At 47.7% G+C, this 17095-nt stretch carries 16 protein-coding genes; 8 read left to right on the top strand and 8 right to left on the bottom strand.

Annotated elements, in window-relative coordinates; all coding sequences use genetic code 11:
- Position 1: 1 nt before the first annotated feature.
- Entirely contained in the window at positions 2 to 775 is a 774-nt protein-coding gene (znuC, locus tag ACOQOZ_RS14730) for a zinc ABC transporter ATP-binding protein ZnuC (protein WP_420588912.1), read from the top strand.
- Positions 768 to 1574: an iron chelate uptake ABC transporter family permease subunit gene (locus tag ACOQOZ_RS14725; protein ID WP_420588911.1), complete on the top strand. Its 807-nt coding sequence runs from the start codon at positions 768 to 770 to the stop codon at positions 1572 to 1574. Before znuC ends, ACOQOZ_RS14725 begins: the two co-directional genes overlap by 8 nt.
- 4 nt (positions 1575 to 1578) lie before the next feature.
- On the opposite strand, the gene ACOQOZ_RS14720 is transcribed toward ACOQOZ_RS14725, so the two are convergent.
- The 3 genes from ACOQOZ_RS14720 to ACOQOZ_RS14710 form a co-directional block, all read right to left on the bottom strand.
- Positions 1579 to 2742, bottom strand: coding sequence for a helix-turn-helix transcriptional regulator (locus ACOQOZ_RS14720; protein ID WP_420588910.1), 1164 nt, complete (start codon positions 2740 to 2742; stop codon positions 1579 to 1581).
- Positions 2743 to 2849: 107 nt separating this feature from the next.
- Entirely contained in the window at positions 2850 to 3596 is a 747-nt protein-coding gene (locus tag ACOQOZ_RS14715; protein WP_420588909.1) for a hypothetical protein, read from the bottom strand.
- Between the two features lie 145 nt (positions 3597 to 3741).
- Entirely contained in the window at positions 3742 to 4359 is a 618-nt protein-coding gene (locus ACOQOZ_RS14710; protein ID WP_420588908.1) for an SCO family protein, read from the bottom strand.
- 55 nt (positions 4360 to 4414) lie between these two features.
- On the opposite strand from ACOQOZ_RS14710, the gene ACOQOZ_RS14705 reads away from it, so the two are divergent.
- Both ACOQOZ_RS14705 and ACOQOZ_RS14700 read left to right on the top strand, forming a co-directional pair.
- Positions 4415 to 5806: an MATE family efflux transporter gene (locus tag ACOQOZ_RS14705; protein ID WP_420588907.1), complete on the top strand. Its 1392-nt coding sequence runs from the start codon at positions 4415 to 4417 to the stop codon at positions 5804 to 5806.
- Positions 5807 to 6061: 255 nt separating this feature from the next.
- Positions 6062 to 6691: a hypothetical protein gene (locus tag ACOQOZ_RS14700; protein WP_420588906.1), complete on the top strand. Its 630-nt coding sequence runs from the start codon at positions 6062 to 6064 to the stop codon at positions 6689 to 6691.
- 337 nt (positions 6692 to 7028) lie between these two features.
- On the opposite strand, the gene ACOQOZ_RS14695 is transcribed toward ACOQOZ_RS14700, so the two are convergent.
- Complete coding sequence (locus ACOQOZ_RS14695; protein WP_420588905.1) at positions 7029 to 7937, bottom strand: LysR family transcriptional regulator; 909 nt, start codon at positions 7935 to 7937, stop codon at positions 7029 to 7031.
- Positions 7938 to 8067: 130 nt separating this feature from the next.
- On the opposite strand from ACOQOZ_RS14695, the gene ACOQOZ_RS14690 reads away from it, so the two are divergent.
- The 3 genes from ACOQOZ_RS14690 (at position 8068) to ACOQOZ_RS14680 (ending at position 10510) form a co-directional block, all read left to right on the top strand.
- Positions 8068 to 8613 (top strand): cytochrome b, encoded by a 546-nt coding sequence (locus ACOQOZ_RS14690; protein ID WP_420588904.1) that lies wholly within the window; start codon positions 8068 to 8070, stop codon positions 8611 to 8613.
- Positions 8614 to 8635: 22 nt separating this feature from the next.
- Complete coding sequence (locus tag ACOQOZ_RS14685) at positions 8636 to 9211, top strand: YceI family protein (RefSeq protein WP_420588903.1); 576 nt, start codon at positions 8636 to 8638, stop codon at positions 9209 to 9211.
- Positions 9212 to 9334: 123 nt separating this feature from the next.
- Positions 9335 to 10510 carry a dipeptidase gene (locus tag ACOQOZ_RS14680; RefSeq protein WP_420588902.1) on the top strand — a complete coding sequence of 392 codons (1176 nt, stop codon included), beginning with the start codon at positions 9335 to 9337 and terminating at the stop codon, positions 10508 to 10510.
- A 67-nt stretch (positions 10511 to 10577) separates the two neighbouring features.
- Here the strand turns inward: ACOQOZ_RS14680 and ACOQOZ_RS14675 are convergent, their stop codons facing one another.
- The 3 genes from ACOQOZ_RS14675 to ACOQOZ_RS14665 form a co-directional block, all read right to left on the bottom strand.
- Complete coding sequence (locus ACOQOZ_RS14675; RefSeq protein WP_420588901.1) at positions 10578 to 10994, bottom strand: hypothetical protein; 417 nt, start codon at positions 10992 to 10994, stop codon at positions 10578 to 10580.
- A gap of 103 nt (positions 10995 to 11097) precedes the next feature.
- The gene (locus tag ACOQOZ_RS14670; RefSeq protein ID WP_420588900.1) at positions 11098 to 12684 is read right to left on the bottom strand and encodes a hypothetical protein; all 1587 of its coding nucleotides are present in this window, start codon (positions 12682 to 12684) and stop codon (positions 11098 to 11100) included.
- A gap of 168 nt (positions 12685 to 12852) precedes the next feature.
- Positions 12853 to 14682, bottom strand: a complete 1830-nt coding sequence (locus tag ACOQOZ_RS14665) for a hypothetical protein (RefSeq protein ID WP_420588899.1) — start codon at positions 14680 to 14682, stop codon at positions 12853 to 12855.
- A gap of 290 nt (positions 14683 to 14972) precedes the next feature.
- Here ACOQOZ_RS14665 and ACOQOZ_RS14660 point away from each other — a divergent pair, with 290 nt between their 5' ends.
- On the top strand, positions 14973 to 15983 hold the full coding sequence (locus tag ACOQOZ_RS14660; protein WP_420588898.1) for a GlxA family transcriptional regulator: 1011 nt from the start codon (positions 14973 to 14975) through the stop codon (positions 15981 to 15983).
- Between the two features lie 16 nt (positions 15984 to 15999).
- Here the strand turns inward: ACOQOZ_RS14660 and ACOQOZ_RS14655 are convergent, their stop codons facing one another.
- Positions 16000 to 17079 (bottom strand): hypothetical protein, encoded by a 1080-nt coding sequence (locus ACOQOZ_RS14655; protein WP_420588897.1) that lies wholly within the window; start codon positions 17077 to 17079, stop codon positions 16000 to 16002.
- Between the last annotated feature and the right edge of the window lie 16 nt (positions 17080 to 17095).

Raw genomic sequence — 17095 nt, 5'->3', positions numbered from 1 at the left:
TATGAGCACACCTCTGCTACGCGCCAGTCAGCTACGCCTTGAGCGCACCCACAAAGTGGTGCTGGATAACATCAGCCTGGATGTTGAGGCCGGCCGCATTATCACGCTGATTGGCCCCAACGGCTGTGGTAAATCGACGCTGATTAAAGTGCTGCTGGGGTTAGAGCAGGCAGACAGCGGTGACATCGTGCGACAACCCAAACTGCGCGTTGGTTATATGCCGCAAAAGCTGAATCTGGACGAACGCTTGCCGTTAACCGTGGATGGTTTTCTGAAGCTGGCACGTGGCGCCGATAAACAGCAAATCAATTATTGGCTCGAACGACTCAACATCAGCGGCTTACGTGCGCTGTCGGTGCAGGGTTTATCCGGTGGTGAATGGCAACGGGTACTGCTGGCTCGTGCTCTGCTGAGCAAACCACAATTGCTGGTGCTGGACGAACCGGTACAAGGCGTTGATGTGCAGGGTCAGATGGAACTCTATAACCTGATTCCACAACTGCGCGATGAACTGGGTTGTGCCGTGGTGATGGTATCCCACGATTTACACCTGGTGATGGCTGCCACCGATGAAGTCATTTGCCTGAATGGCCATGTTTGCTGCTCCGGCCATCCGGATCAGGTCAGCGTCGACCCGGCGTATCTCAACTTATTTGGCCAACGCCCGGCCATTGCTCACTACACCCACCATCACGACCATCATCATTGCCTCGATGGTCATGTTGAACATCAGACCGGCTCAGATAACGGTCACAAGGAACACAGCCATGACTGAGTTATTAACCGATGTCTGGTGGTTGGTGCCGTTATTAACTGGTGTTTTGTTGGCATCGATTACGGGTCCGTTAGGCAGCTTTGTGGTCTGGCGCCGCATGGCCTTTTTTGGTGACACCCTGGCCCATGGCGCTTTGCTGGGTATCACGCTGGGTGTGCTGACCGATATCAATCTGACCCTGGCGCTGGCACTCAGCTGTGTGATTCTGGCACTGCTGCTGATGCCGCTGCAAAACCGTTCAAAACTGTCTTCCGATACGTTGCTCGGCATTGTTTCCCACAGCACCCTGGCGATTGGCCTGGTTGCCCTGAGCCTGGCGGATGGTGTGCGGGTCGATTTGATGGGATATCTGTTTGGCGATCTGTTAGCAATCGAAATTCAGGATCTGTTATGGGTAGCCGCCAGTGTTATTGCCGTTGGCGGCCTGATGGCTCTCAACTGGCGCGGTTTATTAGCCAGCACCGTCAGCCCGGAGCTGGCAGAAATCGACGGTTACCCGGTGAAACGACTGAACCTGCTGCTGGTATTAATGCTGGCTTTAGTAGTCGCGCTGGCGATGAAGATTGTCGGTATTTTGCTGGTCAGCGCCCTGTTAGTAGTGCCAGCAGCCACTGCGCGTAGCTTCTCCCGCACCCCACAACAAATGGTGCTGATTGCCGCTGCCAGTGGTATCAGCTCGGTGTTACTGGGTATCTGGGCTTCTTTCCAATGGGATACACCAGCAGGCCCCAGCGTGGTGGTTGCTGCAGCCGGATTATTTGTACTGAGTTTGATCAGTCCAAAAAAGGCGATTGCCTGAGCGGCTATTTATCCACTGGCGAATGATCATACAATGGCGGAGCAATCGCCGTTGCTAACCGCACCAACTCCACCCGGCTGTTGCAGCGGGTTTTCTGAAACAAGGACTTCAGCTGCATCTTCACGGTATTCAGGGAAACATTGCGCAGCTCAGCAATTTCATGATTCGATAATCCCCGGGCCACCAGCTCAGCCACATCCGCCTCAGCTTTGGGCAGGTTATAAGCTCTGTTCAGATGTTTAACCGATTCCAGGTAGTTGTTTTCTACGTCCACCAGATACACCAGTACACCGGGAATCTCCCCCTGCATTTCCGCCAGGTTATCCACAAATGGGGAGCACTCCAGTATCAGATGCTGGTATTGATCGCGCGCCTTAAAAGCCAGCACTCCGCCATCACCATGGTGTTCCTGGCGAGCCGTCGCCTGGGTTTGTGACAATAACTGCTGCAGTTGTAGTTCTTCTTCGCCATCACTGGCACGCAGCTGTTGCCGGGCATCGAGGCGTAACGCCGGATGACTTTCCAAAATGCGTTGTGCTTCAAGGTTATTCAGTAGTACCCGGTTCTGACTATTCAGCACCATCACACCTACCCGCAACTTATCCAGTGCTGCCAGTACCGCGTTAAATTTGTGTTTTAACATCAGAAACGGGCGCTGAATCTGAATCGCTTTCGCCAGGTGAGGTGCCAGGTTAAACATGCTCTGCTGACCATGTACATCCAGACCCTGATCCAGAGAGTTGTGATTAACAATCAGGTTATCGAACCAGGATTCCTGAGCATTGAGGCGCATACAGCAACGGTGATAGATACCCATCACATCCCGCAGCCAGTTCACTGAATGTAATTGCTGATATTCCTCAGCGGGCCAACATTCGTGGGGATATATCAGAGTGCGTGGCTCTGATCCAAGAATCGCGGGAATGGCCACCGCCTGTTCGTAAGGCCAGACATGAATACTGTTCTGCTGATATTTTTCAGGGTCGAGGCCGGAAGAAAGTGCCTGGGTGTTAAACACAGGATCGGTCTGATCCATCACCACCAGCATGGCGCTGTCTGCACCTACCGCCCAGGCGATTTTGTCCAATGCAGTTTGCCAGTTGCCGGGGTCGGTTAACTGATCATAGATCGCACTGATGGCTTCGATTTCGCGATGATTAAGCTGCATGGTATTCCTTTACCGGTTTATCAGGCCGTTTTTCACATGGCGCCAGAGTAAACCAGTAACGGTAAAAAAACAGGGCCATCAACGACGACCCTGATAGTGCTATGGCTTTACAGCACAGTGCAGGTTTTATTCGGCGTGTCGGCTCCGTCCCCCGCAGCAGAAGCCGCAACCACGCGTACCTGTCCCTGAGTTATCTGTGCTTCAAAGGTAAAGACATCATCCGAATCGATGCCTTTATAAATCAGACCTAACCTGCCGGATGCAGAATCAAAGATATAGGTACCGACCCGGGTACGGTAGGTTGTATCTGCGCCGCCGGGCAGTTCAAACACGTTGACCCAGTCCGACGACCCGTCCGCGTATAAATTAAAGGTGTCGGTTGATTCACCACCAATATTCAATCGGCCACAGCGGAACGCTTCGCTCTGATTAAAACGCTGCCCGCGACTGTGAGTGCGGGTTACGCAGGGGTTTTGATTACCGAGGTTATCAGCCAGGTTCATACCGGCGAGTATTCCGCCATACATCAGGTGGCTGCTGGATTGGGCATTCACACCACTGCTGAGCTGAATTCTCAGCTGATTACCGTTAGTGCTGTAGTTGCCAGAGGTAATCACACCATCGGATAACACCCGGGCACTGCCATCGGCGAGCAACGCCAGGCCGAAGCTACTTTGCGAGGTACCACAGGTCATCGTCACTTCCGCTGCGGCTGGCAACTCACCATTTTGTGCTGCCGGGAAGTTTTGTGTGCCCTGAGTCTGACCCGATTGTTTTTTGCCGCCGGAATCCGCACCCCCACAGGCACTGACGGCGATAGATAAGATGGCGATTGCCATAAATTGAAGTTTCATTGTGTCTCTCCTTAACAGAAAGCAGAACTGTAGGAGAGTTGCCAAACGTCACGCATTACCCAATCGGGTAATGGCACGACCAAAGCCTGAAGCGAGTGTCAGAATTGTGAAAGCGGTAACACGGGTGGTGAAGGCTGAGTCACACTCAGCGCTTCACCAGATTTTCCAGTAATGGCTTCATACGTTTCGGCCAGTGTGGCGGAGCGATGTAGCCCTGATATTTCCAGTCTGGGCTGACCAGAGCGATATTGGCGGTGTGATCCATCAGATAGGCCATGCCCTCTTCCCGCTCTACTTTGGCGTAAAACGCGTGCAGTTCTGGCGTAATAGTTTTTAGTGAGTCTTCATTGCCAGTGAATGCAAGGAACGTCGGATTAAAATAGTCCATATAAGGCTTCATCGACTCAACGGTATCCCGCGCCGGATCGACCGAGACCAGAATCACCTGCAGCTTGTCCCGCACCTCTGGCGCCAGTTTTTTCCAGCTACGACTCAGATCTGCCAGTGTGGTTGGGCAGATATCCGGGCAAAAGGTGTAACCAAAAAAGATCAGCTTCCAGCGATCAGTCAGATCCTGGTTAGTAATGATGTCGCCATTCTGGGTGGTAAATTCAAACTGACTGATGGGCAAGGCTTTGGGGAATAACATCACACCTTCCTGCTGCCAAATGGCATCCGCCGCCCGTTGCTGTTGTACCGAGGTGCCAACGCCGGCAAAAAAAGCTGCAAGGGAAACCAGGAACAGTAAAATCACGCCTTTCATAACATCATCCCAATAATCAAAACCCTGTTAATCATGGTTGCGGAGTATAACAGCGATGGCATCTGCCGCCCCGGCTAATCAAACATCTGTTGCTGCGACACAAGGTCGCATCTGGTCTCTGGCCTGGCCCATTATGCTCAGCAATATCACGGTGCCGCTGTTAGGGCTGGTCGATACCGCCATTCTTGGTCATCTGGATGATGCGGTACACCTGGGTGCGGTAGCCGTGGGCAGTCAGCTGTTTATTCTGTTGTTCTGGAGTTTCAGTTTCCTGCGCATGGGCACAACCGCACTCACCGCCAGAGCCGCAGGCGCCTTTAAAATAAAGAGCAACAACGACAGACAATTAAACGCCAACAATGACCAGCGGCTACGCCAGCTGCAACTGGGTTTATGGATGTTATTGCCGCTGATTCCGGCGGTGATGTTGCTTGGCTTTATGTTGTGGCCATTGGCCTTGCCTTTAATGGCGGATAATCCGGAGATTCAACAAGGTGCTCTCGACTACTTATTTATCCGTTTGTGGGCAACACCAGCAGTGTTGGGTCAATACGTGTTACTCGGCTGGTTTATTGGTTTAGGCAAAACCCGAATTCCACTGATACTGCTCACCGTCAGTAACATCATTAATGCGGCGCTGAACTATGTGTTTGTTTTCCACCTGGATATGACTGCCGACGGCGTGGCGCTGGGGACCGTGATCGCCGAATACAGTGCGCTGATATTAGGCCTGGTGTTTGCCGCGCAAATGGGTTTTAGCGGACTCGGTCAACGTCCGGATTGGCTACAACTGAAGCCGATGCTCAGCATTAATCACCATCTGTTTGTTCGCACCCTGGTGCTGTTATCCACCTTTGCTTTTTTCACCGCCCAGGGTGCACAACAGGGCGAGCTGATTCTGGCGGCTAACGCGGTGTTGATCAGCCTGTTGTTGTTAATTGCCAATGCGCTGGATGGCTTTGCCCACGCGGCAGAAGTTTTGGTGGGCCAGTCATTGGGAGCAAAACAAACACAGCCGGTGAGGCAGGCAATTCGCCTGACAGGATTCAACTCATTATTAATGGCATTGGTTTTATGCCTGCTGTTCTGGCTTGGTGGCCAACAGTTATTTCGCTTATTAACCGACAATCCGCAGTTGCTGCCAGTGCTTGATCAGTATCGCTGGTTCTTATTTTTATTGCCGTTAGTGGGCATGCCGAGTTATTGGCTGGACGGCGTGTTTGTTGGTTCTGGCCAGAGCCAGACCATGCGTAATGCCATGATTGCGGCAGTCTTACTGGTGTTTTATCCGTTGTGGTGGCTGTTCAGCGAAACTCTGACGCAAGCCGATGCCAACCTCGGCCTGTGGTGGGCTTTCTATGCATTCACTCTGGCTCGTGCTGCCTTCATGGGAAACAGATTTTTGACACTTTACAAAAAACCTGAAAATTTCATGCACTTTTCCTAGCGAGAGCGTCAATGTTTACTATACTTTCTTTTGTCAGCACTGAATGACGCTTTAACTTACTGATTTTATTAGGTTTTTTAAAAATCAGTTTTTTAGATCAAATCCGTCTGATTGATGTCGGTTTTATCCATTGCGGATTAAAACAAAGCTTGTAAGCTGTTCCGCATGTAAGAACTCAGGATAAAGCAGGTCAGAATTTTTACTGAAAAATTCGCCAGACCTTTGACTCAGCAACGGACAAAAGAAGGCAGGAACATGGAAGCAATTCAACACCTTATTAACTCCGCAATTGCAGAAGAAGCCAGCAGCCAACAGTTACATCAGGCATTAAACAGCCGCCTTGAGCAGGTCTCACGTGTGGTTCAGTTACCTGAAGACCAGCCATTAGAAAAACTCTACGATTTTGTTGTGCGTTATATCGAAGACGTACCAACCATGCTGGATGCATTGCAGTCAGCCGCTTTAGAAGTCGGCCTGTTAGATTACGTTCAGCCAGTGATTCGTGTGGCCAGCGAGTTCTTTACTACGCCACCGCAGGAAATGAATAAAGAAGGTGGTCTGGCTGCCATTATGGGCGAAGCCTACCTGGCGATGCGCTTGTTTGAAGAAGTGAATGAAACCTACATCTTTAAAGTAGGCCAGCCGCTGATTCCAATGGATATGACTATGTCGAACATCATTATCCACACGTTAATTGGCGAGCCGTTTGCGAATGATCTGGATGAGTTAGTAGAGCAGGCGGTTGAGCACCTGTTTACTCCGGCTTACCAGAGCGAAGACTTCAAAGCCTTTATGAGCCGTAAAGAAGCCGACAACCTGGTGCATATCTGCCGCCAGGTACCATGCATGTCTTCTGAGATGGGCCTGGCCAGTCAGTTTGCTTAATGAAACCGGAAAGATGTCCGTTCATATAACGGATATCTTTTCAGCCGCCGCCCCGAAGGGCCATCCCTGGCCCTGCCGGGCTAGCGCAACATGATCATTCAGCACATCCATGTGCTTCCCCCTTCGGGCAACTTCATTGTGCAAAAAGCTATCCTGCCTTTTTGTGTTGCTGCTTTGAAAAAATATCCATCATATTCACTATCTTTACTAATTCAGTGCAAGCGTCATCGAAGCAGCTGAAACAAGGCAAAAATATCTGAAAAAGCGGAGTTTATAGTTATAAATGAGCATTTTGAGGATATTTTTAACGCAGTTGCAGCAATGCAGATAGCTTGAACTACTGCCCCGCTAACTCCGGTAACGCTCTCACTAGATACTCCTGCAACGCCCGAATCCTTACGCTGTCTTTCATATCTTTGTGATACACCAGCCAAATAGGTTCAGCCTCGAAGTTCAAACCAAAATCCACCCGGCGAACCTTATTTCCCACCTGAGAATCATTCATCAACCCCGGCCGATGCAAAGACTCAAACGAGCCAATACCCATACCTTGCAGAACCGCATAATAAATATCGTTAAAGCTGTTGCTCTGAAAAATAATCTGCTCATCATCGAGTTTTTCGTAAACGGCTTTAATCGCGGCAATTTCACGCTTCTCACCGGTCGGTAACAGCCACAAATGGCGACCAACATCAGCCAGGCTCTGGGGTAAACCAAAACGCTCGATATAACATTCGGTAGCGTAATAACTGAGCCCCACTTTAATCAGAGGACGGGCAATCAGATCCGGCTCAGTTGGCTGAGAACCAATTCGCAGCGCCGCATGCACATCACCTCGAGTCAGAGATACCCGTTCATCGGTGGCAATGGTTTCCACCCGAATCTGAGGATATTGCTGACGAAAGCCTGCCAACAACGGCGCCAACGATTGAGAAAAATCGGACACGGTAGAAATACGTAAGGTTCCGGATGGTGAACTGCCCAGCATCATCAGGCTGTTTTGCAGCATCTGAATATCTGCTACCAGTGGCTTACCTTTGTCCAATAACAAGTGGCCCGCTTCTGTCAGACGATAGCCTCGTTGATGACGAATAAAGAGCCGCTGACCCAGCTGCTGTTCCAGCTGATTCACACGACGCAAAACGGTTGAGTGGGTCATACCCAACAACTGGCCTGCGGCACTGAGGCTGCCACTTTCGGCCACGGTATAAGCGACACGGATATCGTCCCAGTTAAGACTGCTCATTGATGATTCCATACAGAACTTTACTTGTTCATATTCGCACAATAGTTGTCAATATAAAGCTATTTTTTACACAACTGGATGGCGTTAAGGTAAGGCCATCAAGTTCAGCAAAGCAGCTCAGGTGACAGCAATGGCGCAATTAAAAAACAGTGAAGAAGGTTATGGCTGGGTCAGTATTACTTTCCACTGGTTAATGGCGCTGGCAATTTTTGGCCTGTTTGGTTTGGGCCTGTATATGGTGGAGCTCACCTATTACGACACCTGGTACCGTGGCTCTCTCGATTTACACAAAAGCGCCGGTATCTTGCTGGCATTTGCCTGGGGCGGACGTCTGGCGTGGCGCATGCTAAATACCAGCCCGCAGGAACTGGGCGGTAAAGCCTGGGAGCATAAGGTAGCTCACTTAGTCCATATTCTGCTTTACCTGTTAATGCTGGCGCTTTTTGTCAGCGGATATTTAATTTCCACCGCCGATGGCCGCGCGATTGAGGTTTTTGGCTGGTTCGAAATTCCGGCGAGTTTAATGATGGATAATCAGGAAGACATCGCGGGCGTTATTCATTGGGGTCTGGCCTGGAGCCTGATGGGTTTGGTGGCACTGCATGCAGCCGCAGCAGTAAAACACCATGTGATTGATAAAGATCGCACTCTGGTGCGTATGCTGAAAGCTAACTGAATTCTTTAATAAGGAAGCACAAATGAAAAAACTATTATTGGCTCTGGGTGTAACTGCCGCGGCAACTCTGGCTCCGCTGACTCAGGCAGCCACTTACAATATCGACACCAAAGGCGCACACGCGTTTATCCAGTTCAAAATCCAACACCTGGGTTACAGCTGGCTGCTGGGTCGTTTTAACACCTTCGGTGGTCAGTTCGAATACGACGCTGACGCTCCGGAGAAGTCTTCAATTCTGGTTGAAATCGATACCGCCAGCATCGACTCCAACCACGCTGAGCGTGATAAGCACCTGAAAAACTCTGACTTCCTGGACGTATCCAAATACCCTAAGTCCACGTTCCAGAGCACCAGCTTCAAAGCCATCAGCGATACTGAAGCGGAAGTAACCGGTGATTTCACGCTGCACGGCGTAACCAAATCGATCACTTTCCCGGTAACTAAAATTGGTGAAGGTAAAGATCCATGGGGCGGCTACCGTGTTGGTTTTGAAGGTAAAACCACTCTGAAGCTGTCTGACTACGGCATCACTTACAACTTAGGCCCGGCGTCTACTCACGTAGAAATTGGTCTGTTTATCGAAGGTATCCGTCAGTAAGATTTGTTGTACAAATCACTGAACGAAAGCTTCACAAGAAAAAGCCCGCAGCTTAATCACTGCGGGCTTTTTCTTTGCCGATAACTTTATTAACCTCAGATCAAGCCCGCACGAGTCTGAGTTATGCACACACTGATTAAACCCCTGTTATTGTTATCCACCAGCTGGATGTTAAACGGCTGCGAATTTATCAGCTCTCAGGTTGAGCAAAAACAGAACGGTGTGGTTGCCCATACTCCCTATAAGATTTCTGCAGAAGCCCAGAAGCTTCATTCGGACTTAATCATTGGCGATTGGCATGCCGACACCACTCTGTGGCAGCGTGATTTAAACGACCGACACAATCGTGGCCATGGCGATTTACCGCGCTACCTGGAAGGCAATGTGGCGTTGCAGATGTTCACCACGGTGACTAAATCCCCTTCCGGACAGAACTACGAAAGTAACAGCGAAGACGCTTTCGATAATATTACCGCACTCGCTATCGCCCAGGGCTGGCCAATCAACAGCTGGCAGAACCTTACCCAGCGCGCCTTATATCAGGCATCAAAATTACATGAACTGGCGGAAGACAATCCTGAACAATTTATGCTGGTGCGTAATCAGCAGGAACTTAAAACCTTACTGCAGAAAAAAGAAAACGGCGCAAAAATTCTCGGTGGCTTAATCGGCAGCGAAGGTTCACATGCACTTGAAGGTGATCTGGATAATATTCAGAAACTCTACGATGCCGGCTTCCGGATGATGAGCCTGCAGCACTTTTTCGATAATAAACTCGGCGGTTCGCTACATGGCAATTCCAATGCTGGTCTGACCGAATTTGGCAAGCGCGCTATTCAAGAAATGGACCGCCTCGGCATTATGATCGATGTTTCCCATTCATCTCCCCAGGTGGTCGAAGATGTTCTGGCTTTAACCGATTCACCATTAATCGTCAGCCATACCGGCCTCTATGGCCATTGCCCAACCCATCGTAATATCAGCGACAAACTGATGACCCGGATCGCAGAAGGCGGGGGCATTATTGGCATCGGTTATTGGGACGCTGCTGTGTGCAAAGTCACTCCTAAGAGTATCGTCAAAGCCATCAGTTATGGCATCGATTTATTGGGTGTAGAACATATTGCTCTGGGTTCGGATTTTGATGGTGCGGTGACCACACCGTTTGATGCATCCGAACTGGCAGTGCTGACGGATGAAATGCTAAAAGCCGGTTATCCAGTGGAAGATATCCGTGCCGTGATGGGTGGCAATATGGTGCGCTTTTTACAGCAGAATTTGCCGAGAACTAATAAGTAGTTCAAAGCTATACCTCTCTATCGAGACAAGCTAGTAATTATTTGATTATTTCGAAACTATCTAATAGCTAACTCTGATCATGCTCAATAAAATTATTTTCCTTTTTATCTGTTAAACTAGAGGCTCCATCAATTGAAATTTCACTCTTATGTGATTTAACTCGACCATGTACTTCTACGTTTCTAACCTTCATTCGAGATAAAAATATATGAGTTTTATCCCCTACATAGTATCGAGCAGCCCAACTAACATGGACGCTAAGGAAAGCTACTAAAGTACCGATCGTTTTATTCGGTTCACCTTGATTGGGACCATACCCAAATACTGTATGTAATAGCTGAGTAAAGAGGCTTCGGCTAGGATCAGCACGAAAATCAACGAATGATGCCTGGCTATTCCAAAAGAAATATAGAGAAAAGCCATAGCAGACGATTAAACCTATGAAACTTGATATTGTCTGAGGAGAGATAATAAGTGCTTTCATACATTTTCCTTATAAAAATTAACAGATAGGAAGACTGCTACTTTTCTATAGCAGCCATATATTGATAAGTGTTGAAGCTTTTAAAGATGACCAAGCATGCTATTTAAGAAAAAACTTTTCTCTCAAATGGAACTAATAGCCCACCATGCTCTTCTGGAAATTTTTTCTCTGCCAGTTCTTGAATAGCATCAATATCAATATTCTTTCCGACGATCTCACCTGTTTTCAGAATGTTAACCTCCAGACAGTCAATCTCTTTACCATTTGCTTCAATATGTAAAGAAAAGTCACCAATAGCTCCTAAGCCACGTCCGCTAACTGACGGATCATCACCAAGAGGAATGGTCAGTCGAATACGTTCTTGTGTCCAGGCGGCCCGGTTACGAATATGTACTTCATATTCCATAGCACCTTTATCGAATTCGTTCCATTCGTACCCTTGCCATACTTCACCATCTCTTTTAATCAAAGTTGTAATTTCAACTTTTTCATCGCTGCCAAACTGCTCAAGCAGACGAATAAGTGGGTAATGAAGAAACAGTTCCCAAACATCCGTGTCCATCACCAAATTTGCGCAGTCATCTTTTGGTGTGCATAAGCTATAGTAGTGCTCATGACTGCTTTCAATATCAGTAGATTCTGTTTTGATCACTTCAAACGGATAGCAGAAGAATTCTTCTTCGTATATGGCAACGCGTAACTCATATTTTCCCGGTGTTAATTTGTCGATATAGCCTCCATCATAGGGCTCCATGTCATTACGACGTGATTTAATCACTTCGTGACTTCTGCCCATGCTTGAAGAGGTAAGACGTTTGATCAGTTTATCTCCTTGGGTAACCCGCACACGAAACGCATCCCAGTTATATTGAATCTGGCGTCCTTGTTGAGTCAGTCTGGGAAGAAACCATGCAATAACCCGTTCAATACTGACATCACCGGTATTGGCATCAATACTGAAATCCGGCTCACTGAAGCGTGTAAGCTCGTTACTACGGGTGCTGGAGCGATCAACACTGAACCATTGCTGCTTAACTTTTTCCAGATTCGTGGCTTTAGCCGCTGCTTCGGCCACTACTTTATTGCGGCTTAGATAATGCACACGCATTTGATGAAGTTTCGAATCTTCACGACGCCAGTCGGAGCTACCAGCCCCTTCTAGCACCTCATTGCGATGATGTTTCTGTGCGTATTCATAGGGCGGATAGGTGAAACTCACTTCACGCAGTAAGCCTGGCTCCACCTCTTCTAATACGCCGTAAGATGTATCCGTACGAAATTGAAAGCGATCCGTATTAGTATGCTTGTCTTCCAGTTTATATATGGGGTGATAATCCACATAGGCAGAATCATCAAAAGCAAAAGCCTGTTCAGGGTCAAGCAGATCTTTAAGCTTGGATTGTTGCTTTTGTTTCTGCCTTTCTTCTTCGCTCTTAATGACTTCGTCAAAGAGTTTCTTGACCAGCCCAAAGGCTGACTTTAATCCACCTTTTTTGAATTCAGAGATACCATCTTTTACTGCAGCTTTCACCGCATCAATTTCAGCTTCTGGACCATTGCTTGGTTTTCCAAATGAAATACGCTGGCCTGTTAACCAGGCTCCATCATCTTTCACTTCCATTTCAAGTTCAAAGTCCACATCAGATTCGACGACTGATGCTGCATAGTATTTTCCATTTTCAACTTTCATGAAAACCTACCATTAGGGATTGCGATTCTATACTTAAATCATTCAGTAGAGTGCCGATCTAATTCTTCTTTTAAGAAGTACAGTCTTTATGGAGTGATAATCAGATCGGGTGGAAGCCTTAAAACGCATCATTATTGATGCGTTTTAAGATCGGATTGGGACATTCTATTATTTGACGCCACACCGAATGCTGTTGTTCGGATTAAGAATCTTGCGATCAAATTCCTGATATTCTGTCACAAGATAACGAACCCCTTTTACTGCACCCGTTTCTGAATAGTGCAGCGTTTTATTATCACGATGACCTTCGGTGGTCATTTGTCCCTGATCGCCATAAACATGTGTATATTTAAAACTTTCAGATTCAAATTCGCCATTACCATCGTTATCTAGCTTGCCAATAAACTGTGTAAAGCCATAATCACCCAACACCCAGACTCTCTTACTTGATGAGTCGGTAGTGCCATCTGCATCAGTATCTGATCTGGCAATACACTCTCGAATACCTTTACCTTCTTCATACTGGTATTCCATTGAGGTACGACTCGTCTTTCCTGTAGCGGTGACAAGACTTTCTGCTGATCTAGCAGTGATTTTACCGTTATCGGCGATACTTTCGCGAATAGTTAATCTTTCCTGAACTTCTCCAGAAGAACGAGCGACAACTACCTCTTTAATCTCATCACCTGAATATTCATAATTACTTTTTATTGAACGATTTGGTGATGAGCTACCCGATACATATCGACTATCTTCAGCAGATACCCTCAAACCTTTGTCGTTATAAGTAAAGGTTTGTATTCTGAAAAGCCTTTTACGCTCGTTGGTTATTGGGTCTTGCATTTCATCAGTTTCACTGACTAAGCGAAGTGTATTAGCGTCATAGACCAGTGTTGCTACTGCGTCGTCCGCGCCAGAGGTAGGGTCATTTTTTCGGCGGCTTACTGGTAGTACTTTGTCATCTAGATAATCGGTAGTAAAAGTTACACTCTCAGCTATAAGCTGGTTCTGCCCCTGTTCCCCGAACACTACCTTTTTATAACTCTCTGTTTGTTTTCCAAAATCATTAAACTTATAGTTTATTGTGGTTGTCACATCTGCTTTTCCATTAACATCGATATCCGACAACTGTTCTTCTTTGATTTTTAGACCCTGGTCGTTATAACTATAATTTTCCGTATATATCTGAATAGTTTCATCAGAGTTATTTTTGTTCGACTTAGAGCGCTGTTTTAAACGATATTGGTCATCATAAGTGTAGGTTTCAATCCACTTATTGCTTGTATTACTCCGGGCTTCTACTAAAGGCTTCACTGAAATTGTGATGTTGGCTATTTCATACAAGTAATCAACTGCATCAGAAACTGTCGCCAGTGTAAACTCATGTAGCTGCTGCACACGAGCTAGCGAGTGTGATTCCACTTGATCAAGCATGTGGTAATGCAAGGTCAAAGCACGGTTGTTGATGTGGACTAGCTTTTCGTTCCAGCGCCCTGTAAGCAAATCTAGGCCATTACTAGCTTCTTTATCACTGTCCATCCCCATTAAAACAGACAGCAAGTTAGTCGCTTTATGCAAATCACTCTCTACAGAAATGGCATAGTTCTTTTCACCTTCCAATGTTTGGTAGCGCTCTTTACCCTGATCGACAATGCGCATTTGAGTGCGAAACTCAGCGGCAGTTGTCGGTAACGTGCCTAAAAAATCAGAGAGTGACAGATTAGCATTAGCCTGCGCACTACCAATCGTAATGCCCCCCAAAGTCAGATTTATGGTTTCACCAGGCAGATAGTTGAAGTTTCCGTTTTTATCCAACACACCTGACTGGCTATCCGTTGTATAAGCAGCTCCACTCAAGCCATTTACGCTGCCTGTCTGGACACCTCCAGAACTGCCGCCATTTGGATCAGGAGTGCCACCGCCGCCGCTGGATCCCCCACCACAACCAACCAGCGCAAACATCAAACATGACAGACTAACTAACCATTTACCTTTCATCTTATTTACTCCCACGAATACTAAAGAGACAGCAGCTCAAGCCTCAAAAAGGTTCAATTTTCGATATGTGGGTAGCGTACCAAGCGGGAAACCAGAACATGCCAGGACCTGTTTCCCTCAAGTGCCATAAAGGCATCCAATCCTGCCACCTGAGAAATTTGAGTCGCAGCAAGGGATAAAACCTTAAATCGGAGTTCGGCTGGATCGAGACAGACTCTTTTTTTGGTATTTTCTGGAAAATAGCTGTGACGAGGACATACAGCTCCAGGTTCGAGCTAGAGAGGTTTATTTTGAAGAAAGATAGTATTGGTCAGTATCATGTAAAGACTCCATTGAAAGTTGCCATTCTTCTATTCCACGACATTCAATTACTTGATGTATCTGGTCCTGCCGAGGTTCTATCTGTTGCCAATGCTATAGCCGGAAACCAGCTATTTGAGCTGCATTACCTGACCACTGACGGTAACACTAAAGTGAGGACATCAGCAGGGGTAAGCCTACAGGGAGTTCCTTTCAGTAGTCTTCCAAACGATATGAAGTTCGACTTACTGATTGTGCCGGGGTCTCATCCTATACACATTGGGCGCCAATCCAATGACCACGACTTTATTCACTTGCTTGAAACTTTGGTAGCCAGGTCTTCCGTCAAAGCCTCTGTTTGTACCGGCTGTTTCTTCTTGGCAAAAATTGGTTTTCTTTCTGGCCGTAAGGTTACAACTCATTGGGATGCTCTTGAAACACTCAAAGTTTCTTGCCCTGAAGCCTTGATTCAAAATAATGTGTTGTATGTAGAAGACGATGATTTATGGAGCTCCGCCGGAATATTATCTGGAGTAGATATGATGCTCTCCTATTTAGTAAAACATGTTGGCAAAAACTTAGCTTTGGCAGTGGCTCGCACCTTAGTGGTGTACTTAGTGAGGGAAGGCGGTCAAACACAGTTTTCGTCGCCAATGAGCTTTCAAACTAAAGCCAGTGAAGGCAGTATGGTTACACTAATTGCTTGGCTGGAGAGCAACCTTCACTTGCAACTAACCATGGAGCAGATGGCAAAAGCAACAAATACGTCTCTCAGAAACCTAAATCGTAAATGCAAGCAGTCCTTCAACCTGACGCCCGGTCAATTGTTATTGGAGCTACGCCTAGAGCGATCAAGAAAAGTGCTGGAACTGCGGAAACAACAGATAAAAACTATTGCTATCGAATGTGGGTTCAAACAAACAGGGGGATTCTCAAAAGCTTTCAGAAAGCGATATGGAATATCCCCCAGCGAATATCGAGAACGGTTTCTGTTAGAGTAAAAACTTGGTAGAAGCGTTAGTTAATTTTATCAACCAAGGCCACAGCCAGTTCCTGACCTAACATCTTAGCGACATTACGAGCAGCCTTCTGACGAGCAACGTCTTCAAGTCCGGAAACACCTTTCGCTTGCTTACTGAACGAGCTTAATGCCCGACCTGCACCGTCACGAATGGTCACCCGGCTATCGGCAAACACGTAGAAGCTGCCACGTTGTTCTTTGCCGGTCAGAACGGCATTCACTTCGAACACCAGATCCGCACCTGAATCTGCAACACGCAGGCCCTGGTCGGTTAAGGCTTCGATAATGCCGCCACCAATTTCCTGCGCACCAGAGTCCTGCAGGCTGATGGTCACTTCCAGCTGGTCGATCAGAGTGTTTATACGATCCTGTAACGCTACCAGGTCTGAATCCAGACGAGGCTTGCGACGATCCATACTCACCAGCGCCAGGCGCTCACCGATACGATCACGCTTGGCAAACAAGGTCAGTGCCGGTAACAGCGGCTGCAGTTGTTGCAGGCGATTGCCCTGGGGCTGTTTGGCCGCAATCTGTTGCAGCTGATCGTCCACTTCCAGCAGGTCACGACGCAAACGCGCAGCTGCCTTGGGACGATCCAGCTCAGCTAATGCATAAGCGTACTTACCATCGATGTGAGTTTTAACAATCTGAGCTTCATCCAGCTCAACCGGAGGAACCTGACTGCGCACGTGATTACGAATCACTTTTTGTACTTCGCTTTCACGGTTGGTGCCGCTGCGTTCCGTGATATCAGAACTGAAGTCACCCGACACGGTGACCTTCAGCTGACTCACCAGATCAACACGGGCCAATTCACCCGCGCGCTTCAATGCCTCGGTTTTGTTGCCATACACTTCTATCGAGCCAACACCATAAGCCATACCCGGCATTTCCGGGGTATTGGTCAACCAGGAAGGTGAACCGCTCTGGCTTGTGCGGTTCGCGGCATCGGCCGATTGAGGTTTGCTGTTTTGTGGCATACAGGCAACGGTGGCACTGGTAGCAATCGCCAGTACCAATGTTTTCTGCAACGCATTTTTCAGCAACGCCCCGTTACGCAACAGAGGTTTAGTCATCGTCTGTTATTCCTTA

It is taken from the genome of Bacterioplanoides sp. (genome assembly GCF_965219715.1).
Classification (GTDB): Bacteria; Pseudomonadota; Gammaproteobacteria; order Pseudomonadales; family Oceanobacteraceae; genus Bacterioplanoides.
Note: the sequence above shows the minus strand (reverse complement) of the source record. Positions and strands in the feature narration are given on the sequence as shown.